This is a genomic window from Wolbachia endosymbiont of Nasonia vitripennis (genome assembly GCF_048054115.1).
Lineage (GTDB): Bacteria > Pseudomonadota > Alphaproteobacteria > Rickettsiales > Anaplasmataceae > Wolbachia.
Genome location: NZ_JAFEVF010000004.1, coordinates 1 through 16,232 on the forward strand (window position 1 = coordinate 1; position 16,232 = coordinate 16,232).

Annotated in this window: 14 protein-coding genes and 1 pseudogene; 10 read left to right on the forward strand and 5 right to left on the reverse strand. The window is 34.0% G+C overall.

Annotation, left to right across the window (positions count from 1 at the left end; translation table 11 throughout):
- Window positions 1-42: 42 nt before the first annotated feature.
- Window positions 43-262, forward strand: a pseudogene (locus JR053_RS01130) (IS256 family transposase); the annotation flags it as partial.
- 239 nt (window positions 263-501) lie between these two features.
- Here the strand turns inward: JR053_RS01130 and JR053_RS01135 are convergent.
- Complete coding sequence (locus JR053_RS01135) at window positions 502-1,320, reverse strand: transporter associated domain-containing protein (protein ID WP_010403535.1); 819 nt, start codon at window positions 1,318-1,320, stop codon at window positions 502-504.
- Between the two features lie 404 nt (window positions 1,321-1,724).
- Between JR053_RS01135 and hemE the strand changes: the two genes are divergently transcribed.
- From hemE to JR053_RS01150, 3 genes are all read left to right on the forward strand, one after another.
- Complete coding sequence (hemE, locus tag JR053_RS01140; protein ID WP_139686695.1) at window positions 1,725-2,741, forward strand: uroporphyrinogen decarboxylase; 1,017 nt, start codon at window positions 1,725-1,727, stop codon at window positions 2,739-2,741.
- Between the two features lie 254 nt (window positions 2,742-2,995).
- Window positions 2,996-4,189, forward strand: coding sequence for a pyridoxal phosphate-dependent aminotransferase (locus tag JR053_RS01145; protein WP_010403513.1), 1,194 nt, complete (start codon window positions 2,996-2,998; stop codon window positions 4,187-4,189).
- Between the two features lie 48 nt (window positions 4,190-4,237).
- Window positions 4,238-4,555 (forward strand): DMT family transporter, encoded by a 318-nt coding sequence (locus tag JR053_RS01150; protein ID WP_010403511.1) that lies wholly within the window; start codon window positions 4,238-4,240, stop codon window positions 4,553-4,555.
- A gap of 16 nt (window positions 4,556-4,571) precedes the next feature.
- On the opposite strand, the gene JR053_RS01155 is transcribed toward JR053_RS01150, so the two are convergent.
- Entirely contained in the window at window positions 4,572-5,084 is a 513-nt protein-coding gene (locus JR053_RS01155; protein WP_010403510.1) for a hypothetical protein, read from the reverse strand.
- 388 nt (window positions 5,085-5,472) lie between these two features.
- On the opposite strand from JR053_RS01155, the gene JR053_RS01160 reads away from it, so the two are divergent.
- The 6 genes from JR053_RS01160 to rpe all read left to right on the forward strand — a co-directional run bounded on the left by JR053_RS01160 (window position 5,473) and on the right by rpe (window position 12,579).
- A complete protein-coding gene (locus JR053_RS01160) occupies window positions 5,473-6,708 on the forward strand; it encodes an MFS transporter (RefSeq protein ID WP_010403498.1) in 1,236 nt (411 codons plus the stop codon).
- Window positions 6,680-7,957 carry a serine hydroxymethyltransferase gene (gene glyA, locus JR053_RS01165; RefSeq protein WP_010403496.1) on the forward strand — a complete coding sequence of 426 codons (1,278 nt, stop codon included), beginning with the start codon at window positions 6,680-6,682 and terminating at the stop codon, window positions 7,955-7,957. The genes JR053_RS01160 and glyA overlap by 29 nt, the downstream gene beginning before the upstream one ends.
- Before the next feature lie 88 nt (window positions 7,958-8,045).
- Window positions 8,046-9,233, forward strand: coding sequence for a phosphoglycerate kinase (locus JR053_RS01170; RefSeq protein ID WP_179943620.1), 1,188 nt, complete (start codon window positions 8,046-8,048; stop codon window positions 9,231-9,233).
- A gap of 49 nt (window positions 9,234-9,282) precedes the next feature.
- Window positions 9,283-10,110: an EndoU domain-containing protein gene (locus JR053_RS01175; protein WP_236607912.1), complete on the forward strand. Its 828-nt coding sequence runs from the start codon at window positions 9,283-9,285 to the stop codon at window positions 10,108-10,110.
- 74 nt (window positions 10,111-10,184) lie between these two features.
- On the forward strand, window positions 10,185-11,651 hold the full coding sequence (locus JR053_RS01180) for an N-acetylmuramoyl-L-alanine amidase (RefSeq protein ID WP_353281514.1): 1,467 nt from the start codon (window positions 10,185-10,187) through the stop codon (window positions 11,649-11,651).
- 247 nt (window positions 11,652-11,898) lie between these two features.
- Window positions 11,899-12,579, forward strand: coding sequence for a ribulose-phosphate 3-epimerase (gene rpe / locus JR053_RS01185; protein WP_010403481.1), 681 nt, complete (start codon window positions 11,899-11,901; stop codon window positions 12,577-12,579).
- Window positions 12,580-12,679: 100 nt separating this feature from the next.
- Here rpe and pnp read toward each other — a convergent pair whose 3' ends face one another.
- The 3 genes from pnp to truB form a co-directional block, all read right to left on the reverse strand.
- Complete coding sequence (gene pnp, locus JR053_RS01190; protein WP_010403480.1) at window positions 12,680-14,956, reverse strand: polyribonucleotide nucleotidyltransferase; 2,277 nt, start codon at window positions 14,954-14,956, stop codon at window positions 12,680-12,682.
- Between the two features lie 14 nt (window positions 14,957-14,970).
- Window positions 14,971-15,243, reverse strand: coding sequence for a 30S ribosomal protein S15 (gene rpsO / locus JR053_RS01195; RefSeq protein WP_010403478.1), 273 nt, complete (start codon window positions 15,241-15,243; stop codon window positions 14,971-14,973).
- A 7-nt stretch (window positions 15,244-15,250) separates the two neighbouring features.
- On the reverse strand, window positions 15,251-16,232 hold a 982-nt coding region (gene truB, locus JR053_RS01200), incomplete at its 5' end, for a tRNA pseudouridine(55) synthase TruB (protein ID WP_416603286.1).

Consider the following 16,232-nt stretch of genomic DNA (forward strand, 5'->3'; position numbering starts at 1 on the left):
TCTTACTTTGTTTGCTTGTCAGATCAAGTCTAAACTATTACAATTTATACCACAAATCCTATTGAGGGACTACATAGACAGATCAGAAAATTTACTAAAACTAAGGGCTCATTTACTAGCACAAATGCCTTGTATGAACAGGTATATTGTGCTATAAAAAAGGTAAGAGAAAAATGGGCTATGCCTATACATGATTGGGCTTTAACTATCTCTCAACTTGATATCTTTTTTTTCTTGTAGGTTAAAAATTGAGTTGAATTAAAAATGCGGTTTGACACAGTTTATTTAACACTCCCTTTTTGAAAGTTACAGATCGCTAAAAATATTTAAACAACTAATTTTTATAACTTTGTACCAATAAAACTATTCCCACCTTAATTATCAAACAGTAACGTATAGAACTACAAACTTTTGTATATTAAGAAATTGTTTAAATTGTATACCTGGCTACTATGTCCCCTACTTCCAAGATAAAGTACCTTTCACTAAAAAATATTGAATTTAATTTTTGTAATCACTTAAGTCTAGTATTATTTTGTTAATGTATCGTTCATTTGCATCCTTGATGATAAATTTTATACCATTTTTATATCTTATAACTTCATCTACAGAAGGTACCTTACCAGCAATTGAAAGAACCAAACCACTAAGTGTGGCATAATGCTCTTCAGATTCACACAACTCTATTTTTAGATTTTCCTCTATATCCTTTATAAGGGCCCTTGCCGATATTTCAAACTTATTTTGAGATAATTCAGTAATGGTGTGTTCTGAATTTACCTCATTCTCGTTATCAATATTTGGTATCAATTCTTCTATAAGATCATTTATCGAAATTAAACCATCAGTTCCGCCATATTCATCCAGTACAATAGCTAAATATGACTTGGAAGATTTCATTTTAACAAAAAGATTTGTTGCTTTCATTGAGGCTGGGACAAATATTACATTTTTTATAATATTCCTCAGATTAAAATCTTTATTCTTATTGAAAATGATATCTTTTACGTAAAAAAAGCCTATTATGTTGTCAAAGTTATTCATATAAGTTGGTATCTTAGCATGGTAAGTGTTTTTCACCTTCTTTATTACCTCATCCTTGCTCGATTCAATGTCTACTGCACATATCTCCTTACGTGGAGTCATTATATCCATGATACTACAATCACGGAATTTTAATAGACTATTAAGTATGTCAAGACCTGACAGATCACCCATTAATGACTCAGTCGCACATTTTTTTAACACAGAAGTTTTGTTGAAGAGAAAGAGAAAAATTCTGTATGCTATTTTTTCTACTAAAGTTCTTTTCTTATTCAATTTATTCCCTTTAATGGTGAAAATATCTTTAGATAAGGTCTATCAAGAAAACTGTTATTAAATGTTTAATAAGCATGTGAATAATGTCAAATTAATTTGTGAATTATTTGTTGACATAAAATACTAACAATTGATCAACAATTTTTTCAATGACATATACATAATTATATAACAATCCATGATAGTAAAGCTTTTTTCCATAAAAGAAAATTACTAACATTCTAGACATCTTACTTATACACATAAATCATAAATGAAAATCAATAGTATAGAGAAGTTATTAACATATTTATCCACAAGCTAAGTAATACTAATTTTTACTGAATTTTAAGTTAATAACAATTTATTGATAGAACTACTACTACTGTTATACTTTAGTTTAAATAAAAATTAGATAAAGTAGATTGAAAAGAAGTAAAGCAAAAATAGCAAGAATCATCAGCCAGAACGAGTCAGATGAAAAAGTTCCTATTTGGTTAATGCGTCAGGCTGGTAGGTCTCTTCCTGAGTATCGGAAGGCGGTGGAAAACATGAATAATTTCATGGAGATATGTTATAGCACAGATTTGGTAACAGAGTTAACGTTACAACCAATAAGAAGGTTCAATATGGATGCAGCGATAATTTTTTCTGATATTTTGATAATAGCTGACATTTTAGGCTGTAATGTAAATTTTATTCGAGGTGTGGGTCCAATAATAAGACCTATAGAAAGTGCTAAAGACTTGAAGAGTCTACAAGGAATTGAATCTAACACATTACCAATCCTAAATGCTATAAAAGAAGTAAGAAGCCAGTTGCCAGAAGAAAAATCGCTTATAGGCTTTGCTGGAGGGCCGTGGACGGTAGGTTCATACATCATAGAGGGCGGTGGTAGTAAAACTTTTTCCAAGGTGCTAAATTTCTGTCCATTGGCACTAGAGGAAATAATAAACAAAATAACGAAAGCGACAATTATTTATCTGATCAAACAGATAGAGTTTGGAGCAGATGTTATTCAGTTATTTGACAGCAATGCTGGTGTATTGAAGGAAAAACTGTTTGAAAGATACATCATCAAGCCAACAAAGGAAATTGTTTCAGCAATAAAGAATAAGTTTCCTGATTTTCCTATAATAGGTTTTCCACGCTCTGCTGGAAATCTTTATAAGGATTACTATGAGAAAACAGGCGTATCTGCAGTAAGTATAGATTATAATGTTCCAATAGAATGGGCGAAAGCAAATCTAAAGATTCCTCTGCAAGGGAACCTTAATCCTAGTCTTTTGGCCTACAATAAGGCAGAAGCAATTGAAGAAGCAAAGCGCATAATAGATTGTTTTAGAGGTTTACCTTTCATATTTAATCTTGGACATGGAGTGCTTCCTGATACTCCAGTTGAAAATATTGCTGCATTAGTGGACCTAGTAAGAAACTACTAAAACTCTTGTATGAAAAGCCTTTATGAGGGTGGTCAGCCAAATCGCTCTTACTTTAAGCGTTAGCACATTATTACAGTGCCAATTTACATTATTAAAACTCGCTATACAGGGATTTATTTGCCTTTTTCAATTTATTAAGCTTTTTAATATCTATATTTAAGAATACAAAAATACCAACCTTTATGTAAAATAATAAAATTTCTAGCTTTTTTGTTGTGTAGAGTTTATCATTTTTATTTAACTTTAGTGAGATTATGTCAGACCTTGCAAAGAGGATGTCTCTGATAAAACCGTCGCCTACAATTGCTGTGACCGATAAGGCAAACAGATTAAAAAGCGAAGGAAAGAAAATTTGCGTTTTAGCTGCGGGAGAGCCGGATTTTGACACTCCAGATCATATAAAAAAGGCAGCTATTCAATCGATAAATGAAGGCAAAACTAAATATACTGCTGTTGATGGAACGCATGAGCTTAAAGAGGCGATAATCAATAAGTTAAAAAGGGATAACAATCTAGAATATACACTGAACCAAATTTGTGTCGGCGCAGGCGCTAAGCAGGTGTTATTCAACTTATTTATGGCAACAATTGACCCTGGAGATGAGGCTATAATACCAGCTCCTTATTGGGTTTCGTATGTTGATATGGTAAATCTTTTTGGCGGACTGCCAGTTGTTGTAGAGTGCAAGCAAAACTTTAAGCTGACACCAGAATTACTGAAGAGCAAGATAACTAAGAAAACTAAATGGTTAATTCTTAATTCACCGAACAATCCAGCAGGAATTGTCTATACATATGATGAATTGAAAAGCATAGCGCAAGTATTGCTTGAATATCCACATGTAAATATTGTTACAGATGATATTTATGAGCACATAGTATACGATGAAAAGTTTTTTACCATTGCTCAGGTTGAGCCAAAGCTTTACGATAGGGTTTTTGTGGTCAATGGAGTATCAAAAGCCTATGCAATGACTGGCTGGAGAATAGGTTATATTGCAGGTAGGAGTGATATAGTAAAAGCTATTTCTACACTGCAGTCTCAAAGTACTTCTAACCCAAATTCAATAGCACAAGCAGCAGCAGTTGAAGCGTTAAACGGTGATCATAGTTTTTTGAAAGAAAGAACAAAAATCTTTAAGGATCGTAGAGATTTTGTAGTAAAAAAGCTAAATTCTGCTTCAGTATTGTCAGTATCTATTCCGCAGGGTGCATTCTATTTGTTTGTCTCATGTGAAGGTTTATTGGGTAAGAGTACGAAAAGTGATAAAGTAATAAATAGTGATCTTGATTTTGCCGAATATTTATTAGAAGATCATTTAGTTGCTGTTGTTCCAGGAATTGCATTTGGTCTGAAAAATTTTATCAGAATTTCTTATGCAACCTCTCAGGAACAATTAGAAATTGGATGTGATAGTATTACTAAAGCATGCGAAATGCTAAGTTAACTTTTTAATATTCCTATATATAATATTTCAGTAAGATAGAGTTGATTTATGGCTTGGGTGTATTTGCTATTAGCTGGTTTGGTTGAAATAATATGGACCACAGCACTGAAATATAGCAATGGCTTTACTCGTGTTATACCTGTAGTAATTATTTTAGTTAGCGGTTCTGTGAGTCTTTACTGGCTATCGTTAGCAATGAAGTCTATTCCTCTTGGAACATCTTATGCAGTTTGGACTGGTATAGGCTCTATAGGTGCAGCGATAATAGGAATAATGTTTTTTAATGACCCAGTAAATTTTGGGCGTTTATTTTCCCTTGCTTTGGTAGTGCTGGGTATCATAGGATTAAAAGTATTTTCCAATTAGGAAAAGTTAAGTACGTCTATTTTACCACCTCAGGAATTTCTACTAAAGTTGCTTTGGATTTTTCAGTTCTCGAAGAGGGCATTCCTATTGATTTAGAAAGTACCTTTCTAATGTTCAATATTTCATTTTTCTCATTTTGTTGAGTTAAGTTAATGTCGTTTATCTTATTCACTAAATCTTTTCCTTCCTTTAAAATTTTTAAATCGCTTTCGTTGATATGATGTTCATTTTTAAATTCTGCAACGATTTCTTTCTTCTTTGGATGAGTATTCAGAAATTCTAATATCTGGTGTTTAGCAACAGCTTGAATAAATTTCTTATCGTGAAATATTGAATTGTTATGTAATTCTTCTAGGCTTTTATCATATTGTTTTGCTTCGTTTACAGTAAGTTTTATTATTTCTTCTGCACTACTTAAAAGTTCCCTGTATAACTTGTCGTATCTATTGCCTGTGTGTGCGGCAAATGTTTGTTCAATGTATTTTGTTATGTAGTTTTGTAGCGTATTGTCTATTGTATCTATGTTCATTCACTCACCTTGCTTTTATGTTATATTTTACACGCGAAAAGGTTAATATTAAGTTAACTTAGACGTCTCTAAAGCCAAGTTTTACTAAAAATTATATTATTTAAAATATAATTGTTATCACGAAATAAAAGCGTAAGTAAAATGAATTTTGTAACAAAACTAAAACTTATAGTAAAAAAAATAAAGCTTAAGATTAACAAGGGTAAAATTATAAAAATCCTTATCATCTGTGGTATAATTTTTTTCATATACCTTATCCATGAACCAGTTATAGATATGCTAAAAGGTCTCTTTTAAGAAAGATACTCGGATTAGAGTAGCTATTTACAAAAGTGTTGCTCCTTGCTGATAAAATACCTATAATTCTGTTTTTTAGGTAATATTAGGATTGCAGAGAAACTTTTTCATATGGTTGCTAGCATCACTATTTTATGCATACCAGTATATATTACGTGTAATTCCAAATATAATCGCGCCTGAATTAATAACGAAATTTAACATAAGTATTACAGATGTTGGTCAATTTGGTGGGCTATATTATATAGGCTATACGCTTGCTCACATACCTGTTGGTCTTGCCCTTGATAGATTTGGGCCAAAGTTTGTTTTGCCTGCATGTATTGTCTTAACGTTTGCTGGGACATTACCACTAATATGCTTTGATGAGTGGTATTACTCAATACTTGGTAGAATGATTGTTGGAGTTGGGTCATCTGCTTCGGCAATTGGGCTCTTTAAAGTTGCAAGTATGTATTTCTCACAAGAAAAATCAGCAAGGATGGCTAGTTTATCTATAATAATAGGGTTACTGGGAGCTATTTATGGTGGATTACCTCTAGACTTTTTGCTCAATAAATTTGGTTGGAATTATGTTATATACACTTTCTCAGCATTTGGTTGTTTACTTGCTCTGCTATTGCTTTTAATAACGCCAAACAGTAACATAGAGGAGAGTAGAAATGACAACATACTTCAAGATTTAAAAACTGTACTTTTCAATAAACATATCATTCTAATCAGCTTTTTTGGGGGCTTGATGGTTGGGCCACTAGAAGGTTTTGCTGATGGTTGGGCAAAAGCGTTCTTATGTGAAGCATATCAAATGACCGGAGATTTGGCATCTTCACTTTCCTCTCTCATGTTCATAGGCATGGGGGCTGGATCATTCTTTCTCGCTTATTTACTGGAGAAGTATCCAGACAAACATTACGAGGTGATTATTGCGTGTTCTTTTGCAATGATCGCTAGCTTTCTTTTGCTTTTTACACAAGTTGGCGGTTTATATATTGCATTACCTACACTTCTTGTTATCGGCTTTGCATCTGGGTATCAGGTAATTACTATTTACAAGGCAATAAGTTATGTAAACAATAACTTGGTAGGCTTGGCCACAGCTGTATCAAACATGATAGTTATGGTTTTTGGCTATTTTTTTCATACTGGAATTGCAAAAATAATAGACTTATGTTGGAATGGAACGGTAATACAAGGAAATCCTTTGTATGGTACTGATTTGCTGGTAAAAGCAATATCAATTATTCCTGTATGTCTGCTTTTGGCTGTTTTTGGATTTATGTGGTTAAGGAAAAGGTCTTATGACAATTGCTTCAGAAAGGATTTGTAACTCTGAAAATAATTTAAAGTCTTGTGATAATGAAGTTTATCTCTCTATAGAGAAGGAACTGCAGCGTCAAAGATCGCAGTTGCAATTGATTGCATCGGAGAATTTTGCAAGTAAAGCAGTGATGGAAGTACAGGGTTCTTTTCTGACTAATAAATATGCAGAAGGTTATCCTGGTAAAAGATATTACTGTGGCTGTGAGTATGTAGATGAAGTTGAAAATCTGGCTATAGAAAGGCTTTGTAAGCTATTTGGTGTTAAATTTGCAAATGTTCAACCTCATTCTGGTTCTCAGGCAAATCAAGCAGTGTTTGCTTCACTGCTTGCTCCGGGTGATACAATACTTGGATTGTCACTGAACTGCGGTGGACATTTAACTCATGGTGCAGCACCAAACCTTTCTGGTAAGTGGTTTAAGTCGATCCAGTATACAGTTAATAGAGACACTTACCTGCTTGATATGGATGAGGTGGAAAGGCTAGCGCTGGAGCATAAACCGAAGCTAATCATTGCTGGTGCTTCTGCTTATCCAAGAGAAATAGATTTCGAGCGCTTTCGCAAAATTGCGAATAAAGTTGGTGCATATCTGCTTGCAGATATTGCTCACTATTCAGGGCTTATTGCTGCAGGTTGTTACCCATCACCTGCCAAATATGCGCATGTTATAACTTCAACAACTCACAAGACTCTACGAGGTCCTCGTGGCGGAGTGGTAATGACAAATGATGAAGCGTTACATAAAAAAATTCAGTCTGCAGTTTTTCCAGGGTTGCAAGGTGGACCGCTTATGCATGTGATAGCTGCAAAAGCTGTTGCATTTAAGGAAGCATTAGCGCCAGAGTTTAAAACTTATAGTAAAAAAGTTGTGGAAAATGCGAAAGTGTTAGCTCAAGCGCTGCAAGGGCATGGGCTGAACATTATAACCGGTGGCACTGACTCTCATATAGTGCTAGTTGATTTAAGATCACGGAAATTGACTGGAAAAGACGTTGTGAATAGCCTTGAAAGAGCTGGCATTACCTGCAATAAAAACTCCGTGCCGTTTGACACAGAAAAACCAACCATTACTTCAGGGCTCCGTTTTGGTACCGCTGCTGAGACAACACGCGGACTTGAGAAAGAAGATTTTAGAGAAGTAGCTAATCTAATAAATGAAGTAATTCAGGGATTAATTGATGGAAATAGCCCTGATATTGAAAGAGCAGTAAAAAATAAAGTTGAAAGTATTTGTAGTAATTTTCCTATTTATTAATTTATTTGGCATTTAAGATCTCTTCATTTGTATACTTTGCTTTGGGTTAAACTATTATATAGTAACTTTATAGCTCTTTAATTTTATGATAAATGTACCTAGCATAGAGAGTTGTGATTTTCACAATAAAAATGTTCTACTCAGGGTCGACTTCAATGTTCCTATAAAAAATGAAAGAATTTGTGATACCACTCGTATTTTGAGAGCTCTACCTACCATTCAATATTTAGCAAATGCAGGTGCAAAAGTTATTATTATCTCACATTTTGGGCGTCCAAAAGCAAAAGACAGTAACCTATCGCTAAAAAACGTAGTTGAAACTTTATCGCGGCTGCTAAGCAAAGAAGTGAAATTTATTGATGATTGTATTGGTGAGAGAGTACAAAGAGCAATAAATGCGATGGATGGAGGAGATATAATATTACTAGAGAATCTGAGGTTTTATAAAGAAGAAGAGCAGAATGATTCAAATTTTGCTAAACAATTAGCATCTCTAGCAGATATATATATAAATGATGCGTTTTCTTGCTCTCACAGAGCTCACGCTTCTATTTCACGCATTACGGAATTTTTACCTTCTTATGCAGGATTTTGCTTGCAAGATGAGCTAAAGTATCTTGAGCAAGCTATATCGTTTGACGCTAAACCTATTACTGCGATAGTTGGTGGAGCTAAAATATCAACTAAAATAAAAATGCTTATAAAGCTAGCAGAAAAGGTTGATTACCTTATTCTGGGCGGCGCAATTGCTAATAATTTTTTGTTATTTAATAAAGTTAATATAGGCAAGTCTTTTTTTCAAAATGGCGTTGATGATCTTCTGCACGATATTGTTGAGACGGCAAATAAAAACAATTGCAAAATAGTTGTGCCAGAAGACGTTTTGGTTGCAGTAAATTCTGATTATAGCACTGGCGTTTTAAGAAAAACTGAATCCATTTTGGACGGTGATATAATTTTAGATATCGGACCTCAAACTTTAAGCACAATAAGCGGTATAATAGCAAGCAGTAAAACTCTGCTGTGGAACGGACCTATTGGTGTTTTTGAACATTCAGCTTTTGCAAATGGTACAGTAGAGGTGATGAGAGTAGTAAGTGATTTGACACACGAAGGAAAATTAACCAGTGTAATAGGGGGAGGAGATAGCCTATCTGCAGTAAATGCTGCAGGTCTTGCCGATAAAGATTTTACATATATTTCAACTGGTGGGGGAGCGTTTTTAAGTTGGCTAAGTGGTGATGAGATGCCAGGACTGCGATCAACATTAGATTAAAACTTTTTTAAGTTGTTGCTTATACCCTAGCTTCTTTATGAATATGATTATGTCGAAAATAGCTAAGTTAATCTTGTGCTTGATAATACCAGTAATAGGATTTGTTTTTTACATTAAGGAGCACTATCTTGATGGTACAAATTCACGAATTAGTTTTGAGCCGTTTTTCAAAACAGATTCTTCAGATCCAGACTATATTCCACCACTTCCGGAGCTGACTGATTTTGATAGAGGAGTATTAAGAGTTTGTGGAGATTGGGGAACACACCCTGATGAAGAAGATTTCAGAATTTTACTTGATTGTCCGCAGCATCAAGAAGTGCTGAAAAGGATATACGATAAGCTCGATCATCAAGTGGCTACACCAAATGCAGGCTTGGGGTTATTTAAAGATGAATTGACTAAGATTTGGTTTACAAATAGCGGAGTTGAGAAAGAAACTATAGGATTTGGACATATTTTTTGTGGTGAACCAGATAGATTGGGACTTGGTGGTATGCATTTTGTAGGTAGATATGTTGAGGCTCAAGAAAATAAGTGGGCGGGTGCAATTTGGAGTAATAAATCTCTGTGCAATAAATTAGATATTAAGCCACCTGTTTACACGTTTGGAATGAAATACTTAGGTAAGGGTGGAGAAGTAAAAGTTAAGTGCCCAAATGGGTATGCACATAACCTTCATGCTGATGATATTTTAGTTTCTGCAACTAAGGCGTTTAAGGAATTGGGAAAAGATGGAATGTGTCTGTATAAAATGGAAGATGCCAATTATCAATCAGTGTTTGTGAGAAAGAATGACGCTATACTTACGTTCTATCCTGACTTAACACCAAAATGTAATGATAAAAGTACTAATTGTAGCTGTAGCAAGCCTTGATTAGCTGAAAAAAAGTAAACATTTTATGCGTATTATGTTAATTTAGTTATATTGTGGGCAATTTGTAAAGCTGCATGAGACTTATAGTAAAAAAATGTTTGTCTGTTTTATTTCTGTTGCTGCTTGTAGCGCCTCTTGTATATGGACAGCAATCTTGCTTAATTGATATCGAGAACGATTTTCAAGATTTGAAAACATCATTAAAGAATCCAATATTTTTAGATCCTGCACCAAGTTCAAATTATGATGATAGAGAAAGCAAAAAAGTGTTGATGGTGGTAGTGCATCATACCGAATCTCCAACATTAAAAAGCACAAAATGCGCATTAAATTCTTCAGGTATATCAGTACAGCTTATTGTTGATAGGGATGGTAGCATTACTCTGATGGTTCCACTCGAAAAACGAGCATGGCATGCTGGTATAAGTTATGCGAAAGTTCAAGTAGATAATGTGGTTGAAGAGCTACGAAAACTGAATGATTATTCTATGGGTATAGAGATTGTAAACACAGGGCTTGAGCCTTTTCCAGAAGAGCAAATGAAATCTGTCAAAGATCTGATTTTGTACCTCATGAAGCGCTTTAAGATTAGAAAAGATATGATATTTAGTCACGCTGAAATAGGTACTATAGTATATAACTCAGCCATTGAAGGCTACGCAATGCGTAAACCTGACCCACATAAGTTGTTTGATTGGGAGTTATTGGAGAGAAATGGCATTGGACTGCATATAGGTGATAGAATCAGTTCTCAAGACGCAAGACAAAAAGTAGAAGAGGTTTTATATAAGGTAGGCGATAAGAGTGAAAGTATTTTGAAATTAAAAAAAAGGTTGAACAATTTTTTTTATAAAATACTGCCTTGGAATGATAAAGAAGGTAACGCTGACAATAATGCTGATTACTCAAATGAGTTTGATGAGAATTTTGCGTGGGTTATTAATCAGTTTTCAATGCATCATTTGCCGAAAGAGATTAGAAAAGACTTGCCTCTAAAATTAGAACAGGAAGATATTTTGCCTGAATTTTTAAGCGAATATGGCAATTGTATTTTCAACAGATTCACATCTTTTAATAATAAAATTGAATCAAGTTTACAACCACCATTTTTGAATGAAGAGGATTACAAGCGTTTATTATCTTCTCTTGCAGAATATGAAAATAATATTTCTTCTAGTGCATTTGCTACGCTCATGTACAAGATTAAGCTATATTACGACTCTTATCTAAGGTATAATATAAGATCCTCGCTTTATATTCCATTTAAGCTTAATTCATTTGAGAAGCTAGATGTTTTAAAGAATGAAATATTGTCTTTTAAGTCTATAAGCCCTGAAAAGGCTATAGAAGTCTCGAATTTAATTAATGGGTTTAGGTCAGAAGTTTTATCTGATTTCCAAAACTTTGAGAAGCAGTGGTTTCAAGAATTTAAGGACACTTGGAAACAAAAATTTATACCGAATATGGAAAAGAAAATGTCTTGGACTGCGCTGCATGAAACTGTGTTGGAATATTTAGAAAAGGCGAAGAAAGAAGTCTAATGAGTATTACAATGGCCAGATGTATGGGCAGAGGAAAATATTGGATGAATTACAAGCACTACGTTTTTTTACTTATGCTAACAATTTTTTGTGGTGAAAACTATTTATGGTTCAACCTGAACAAGATAATTCAAAGGTTGCAATTACACGTAGGATATAAAAAAATTTCTAAATGAGACTCATGTGGTATTGGGATGACAGAGTTTAAAAAATAAGTTACTTTTTTATTTTTGGTAGAAAGTAACCCATGGGTATAAAAATTGCACCTTCTATACTTTCAGCAGACTTTGCAAAATTAGGAGAGGAAGTAAAAAGAATTAGCGACTTGGATGTAGATTATATACACATAGACGTTATGGATGGAAATTTTGTTCCAAATATTACAATAGGTCCGAATGTTATCTCTGCGATACGTAAATATAGCAATCTTCCTTTTGATGTACACTTAATGATTAAATCTCCTGGTGACCATATTGAAAGCTTTATAAATGCTGGTGCTGATATTATCACTATACATGCAGAAGCAGAGATACATCTTGAGAGGCTAGTAAAAAGGATAAAATCATATAAAAACATAAATGATACAAAAAAAACAATACAAGTTGGAGTTTCAATTGTCCCTTCAACTTCTCCAAGCGTGCTTGAGTATATAATACATGAGCTAGATATTGTACTAATTATGACAGTCAATCCTGGATTTGGAGGACAAGAGTTTATTCATTTGCAGCTGCACAAGATATCTATTATAAAGAAAATGATACAGGACCGTAACCTTAAAACGCAAGTTTCAGTAGATGGTGGAGTTAACTTTTCTAACGCAGCTGATATAATAAAAGCAGGTGCAAATATATTAGTTGCTGGATCAGCAATATTTAAAGCTGAAGACATGAAAAAGGCTATAAACGATCTTAAAAATCTTTCGTTATAACCCTACAGATAACACAAACCATTTTTGTTATCTTGTCAGTTTTAAAAATTCCTATTATCCCAGTGCTTCGACACTGAGATAATAGAAAGTAAGTTCAACCTCAATAGAAACCTGATGATGAGTCATTATTACCAAATTTTGGTCTGTTTCTATTACTAAAACCAGAACGAGGACGAGTAGGTCTATTACTATGATAATTATCTCCAGGTTTTTTATTAAACGAGTTGTTATAATAATTATCCCTATTATTTAAACCATCTCTCCTTTCTTCATTGTAAAGCTTACCTTCAAAAAATTCACCTGTTTCTTGATCAACACGACGTCTTGATAATTTTGGACATCCACCTTTTTCAAAGTCAATTATCAAAGCTTTGAAGGTATCACCCTGTTTAAGTATATCCTCAATGGACTCTACATGTTGATTAGCTACCTCGCTTATATGCATTTTTCCTTTTCTTCCATTAAGAAGTTCTAGCTCTACAATAGACTTCTCTATCTTTACAACTTTAGCATCAATTATAGAACCTTGTTCTAGCTCTGTTATTGAATCAATCATCATATTCTTTGCAGCTTCAGCTTCAGTACTACTAATGGCAAAAACAGAAACTTTACCGTCATCCCCTATTTCAATTTTTGCATTACTTCTTTCACATACACTGCGTATATTTTTTCCTTTAGCACCAATAGCTGCAGAAATTTTATCTTTATCTATATAAAACGATAACACTCTTGGTACATGATCTTTTATATCCTTACGATGTTCTGAAATTACTGCATTCATTTTTTCTAAGATATGTAATCTTCCGACTTTTGCTTGTTCTAAAGATTTTTCAACAATTTCAAAGCTTATACCAGGAATTTTCATATCCATCTGCAGTGCTGTAATCCCTTCGCTAGTTCCTGCTACTTTGAAGTCCATATCACCAAGATAGTCTTCATCGCCCAGTATATCAGAAAGTATTATATGCTCATTTTTGTCTTTGATGAGACCCATAGCAATTCCTGCAACAGGAGCCTTTATTGGCACACCTGTATCCATTAATGCAATGGAAGTTCCACAAACTGTTGCCATAGAAGAAGAACCATCAGATTCCATAATCTCAGATACTACCCTTATTGTATAAGGAAATTCAGATTTATCAGGTAAAACAGGATGAATTGCTTTCCAAGCAAGTTTACCATGACCAATTTCTCTCCTTCCTGGTGAGCGTATAGCAGAAGCCTCTCCAACAGCAAATGGAGGAAAATTATAATGCAACATAAAATGTTCACGTCTATCCCCTTCAATGTCATCCACAATTTGCTCATCTTGTGTAGTACCAAGAGCAGTAACAACTAGTGCCTGAGTGGTACCCCTTGTAAATAGCGCAGAACCGTGAGTCTTGGGTAGAATGTCAGCCTCAATTTCTATCTGGCGTATTTCATCATACTTACGGCTGTCTATCCTCACACTTTTCCTTCTAATCATTTCACGCACTAAAGATCTTTCAAAGCTTTTTACTGCATAAGTAATTAACTTTTCGTCTTTTCCAGCCTCTTTAAGAGTATTCAATATATTATTCCTGACTACTTCTAGAGCTTGAACTCGCTCTTGTTTTACTGTTTTTGAATATGCTTCTTCAAAGTCTTTTCGATATTTTTCAAGTTCTTGAGTTATATCTGATATATCAATAGGAGCAAAGCTTTCAGGTTTATTGCCAACTGTATCAACAAATTCTTTTATGAGCTTAATAACAGGTTGAAGGTGTTCATGGCCGAATTTTATTGCACTCAAAACATTTTCTTCAGAGAGCTCTTTGACTTCCGATTCGACCATTAAGATCAAATTTTCATCACCAGACAAAAACAGATCCAAGTTGCTTGCTTTCATCTCTTGAACGGAAGGATTGAGTATATAATTGTTATTTTCATCACAACCGACCATAACTCCAGCTATAGTAAAGTGGAAAGGAACACCAGAAATTGCAAGAGCTGCGACGGTACCTATCAATGCTGGTACTTCAGGAGAATTGACTGTATCGTAAGTTAATAGATTACATACTACACTAATTTCATCATGAAAACCTTCAGGAAATAACGGCCTTATACTTCTGTCTATTACTCTTGAAATTAAAGTTTCTCTATCAGATGGTTTTCCTTCTCTTTTAAAAAAACCACCAGGAATCTTACCCATGGCATAACTTTTTGCAATAAACTGCACATTTAAAGGGAGAAAATCAACACTTTCTTCCTTCTTTTTTCGTACAACAGTGACTAAGATAGAAGTATCTCCATAATTTACAACTACTGAACCATCAGCTTGACGTGCTATTTTCCCAGTTTCTAAAGATAAGGTACGCCCCTCCCAATCTATAGATTTTTTTATAATTTCAAACATACAAAATTCCTCGATTATTTTCTAATGCCTAACTTCTCTATTAACTCTTGATAGGCTTCATTACCAAATTTACGTTTTATATAATTTAAGTGCTTGCGCCTTCTACCTATCAATACAAGTAAACCGCGCTTAGAATTATGGTCATGCTTATGCGTTTTAAAATGCTCAGTTAAATTACTGATTCTCTCGGTTAAAATTGCACACTGTACAAAAGATGAACCTGTATCATCTTCTTTAATTGCATATGTACTAATCAAACTTTTTTTCTTTTGGGATGTTATTGACATCTAAACCTCATTTCAAAATATTAAAAACACGAATAGGCTTCACATAACCATGAGTAAAACTGCAAATTGCAATAGGTACATTACCCACTATCGTACAAAAAATATCATAATTCTTTAAATTACGCAAGTTATTTAATATAATTTCTTGACCTTTTCTGATTTTCTTCGCTTCCTCTAGGGAAATTTCAACTTTGAACATCGATTTTAAAGCCGATTCAATGGGGATGATGAAACTTTTTGTATTACCTCCATCATCTTCTGCCATCCCACCTCCCTCTGTTATCCCACCCTCCGATGTCATCCCAGTGCTTGACACTGGGATCAAGCCTATTTCATCACGAACATTGTTTTTGACATATGCTCCTAGAATCTTTTGTCCATTACATGATTTGTAAGTATTTGTATATCTGGATCCCAGTGTCAAGCACTGGGGAGAGTAAGTTGTTGTGTTTTTTTTAGTAAGTTGCTCAATTGTCACTGATTCATCTTCCTTAAAATCACCTACCATCGTTCTTCTTAATTGTGTAATATGTCCAAAACAATTTAATTCAATTCCAAGATCTCTTGAAATTGATCTTACATATACGCCGCCACCACACGTCATAGAAAAATCAGCACTATTATTTATAGTGTCCAAGAATATCAGCTTCAGTTCATGTATTTTGACTTGCCGGGGCTTTATATTTACCTTTTGCCCACTTCTTGCTAATTTATATGCTCTTGCTCCCTTGATTTTCACTGCTAAAAATTGAGGAGGAGTTTGTGTTATCTCACCAATAAAATCCTTAATCGCACAGTTTATTTGGTTATATTCGGGTTTTATATCGCTAGTTCTAATGATATCACCACCCAAATCATCCGTAGTTGTTTGTTTTCCCCATTTTATTGTGAAATTGTATGCCTTTAAGTCACAAGATAAATACGGTATAGTTTTTGTTGCTTCACCAAGAGCGATTGGTAATACACCTGAAGCCAAAGGATTAAGTGTT

Bases quoted from the DNA above. Each gene is read 5' to 3' on its own strand.
- JR053_RS01145 (WP_010403513.1), top strand. From the start codon at position 2,996: ATGTCAGACCTTGCAAAGAGGATGTCTCTGATAAAACCGTCGCCTACA.
- JR053_RS01150 (WP_010403511.1), top strand. From the start codon at position 4,238: ATGGCTTGGGTGTATTTGCTATTAGCTGGTTTGGTTGAAATAATATGG.
- JR053_RS01155 (WP_010403510.1), bottom strand. From the start codon at position 5,084: ATGAACATAGATACAATAGACAATACGCTACAAAACTACATAACAAAA.
- glyA (WP_010403496.1), top strand. From the start codon at position 6,680: ATGACAATTGCTTCAGAAAGGATTTGTAACTCTGAAAATAATTTAAAG.
- JR053_RS01175 (WP_236607912.1), top strand. From the start codon at position 9,283: ATGTCGAAAATAGCTAAGTTAATCTTGTGCTTGATAATACCAGTAATA.
- JR053_RS01180 (WP_353281514.1), top strand. From the start codon at position 10,185: ATGAGACTTATAGTAAAAAAATGTTTGTCTGTTTTATTTCTGTTGCTG.
- rpe (WP_010403481.1), top strand. From the start codon at position 11,899: ATGGGTATAAAAATTGCACCTTCTATACTTTCAGCAGACTTTGCAAAA.
- pnp (WP_010403480.1), bottom strand. From the start codon at position 14,956: ATGTTTGAAATTATAAAAAAATCTATAGATTGGGAGGGGCGTACCTTA.
- rpsO (WP_010403478.1), bottom strand. From the start codon at position 15,243: ATGTCAATAACATCCCAAAAGAAAAAAAGTTTGATTAGTACATATGCA.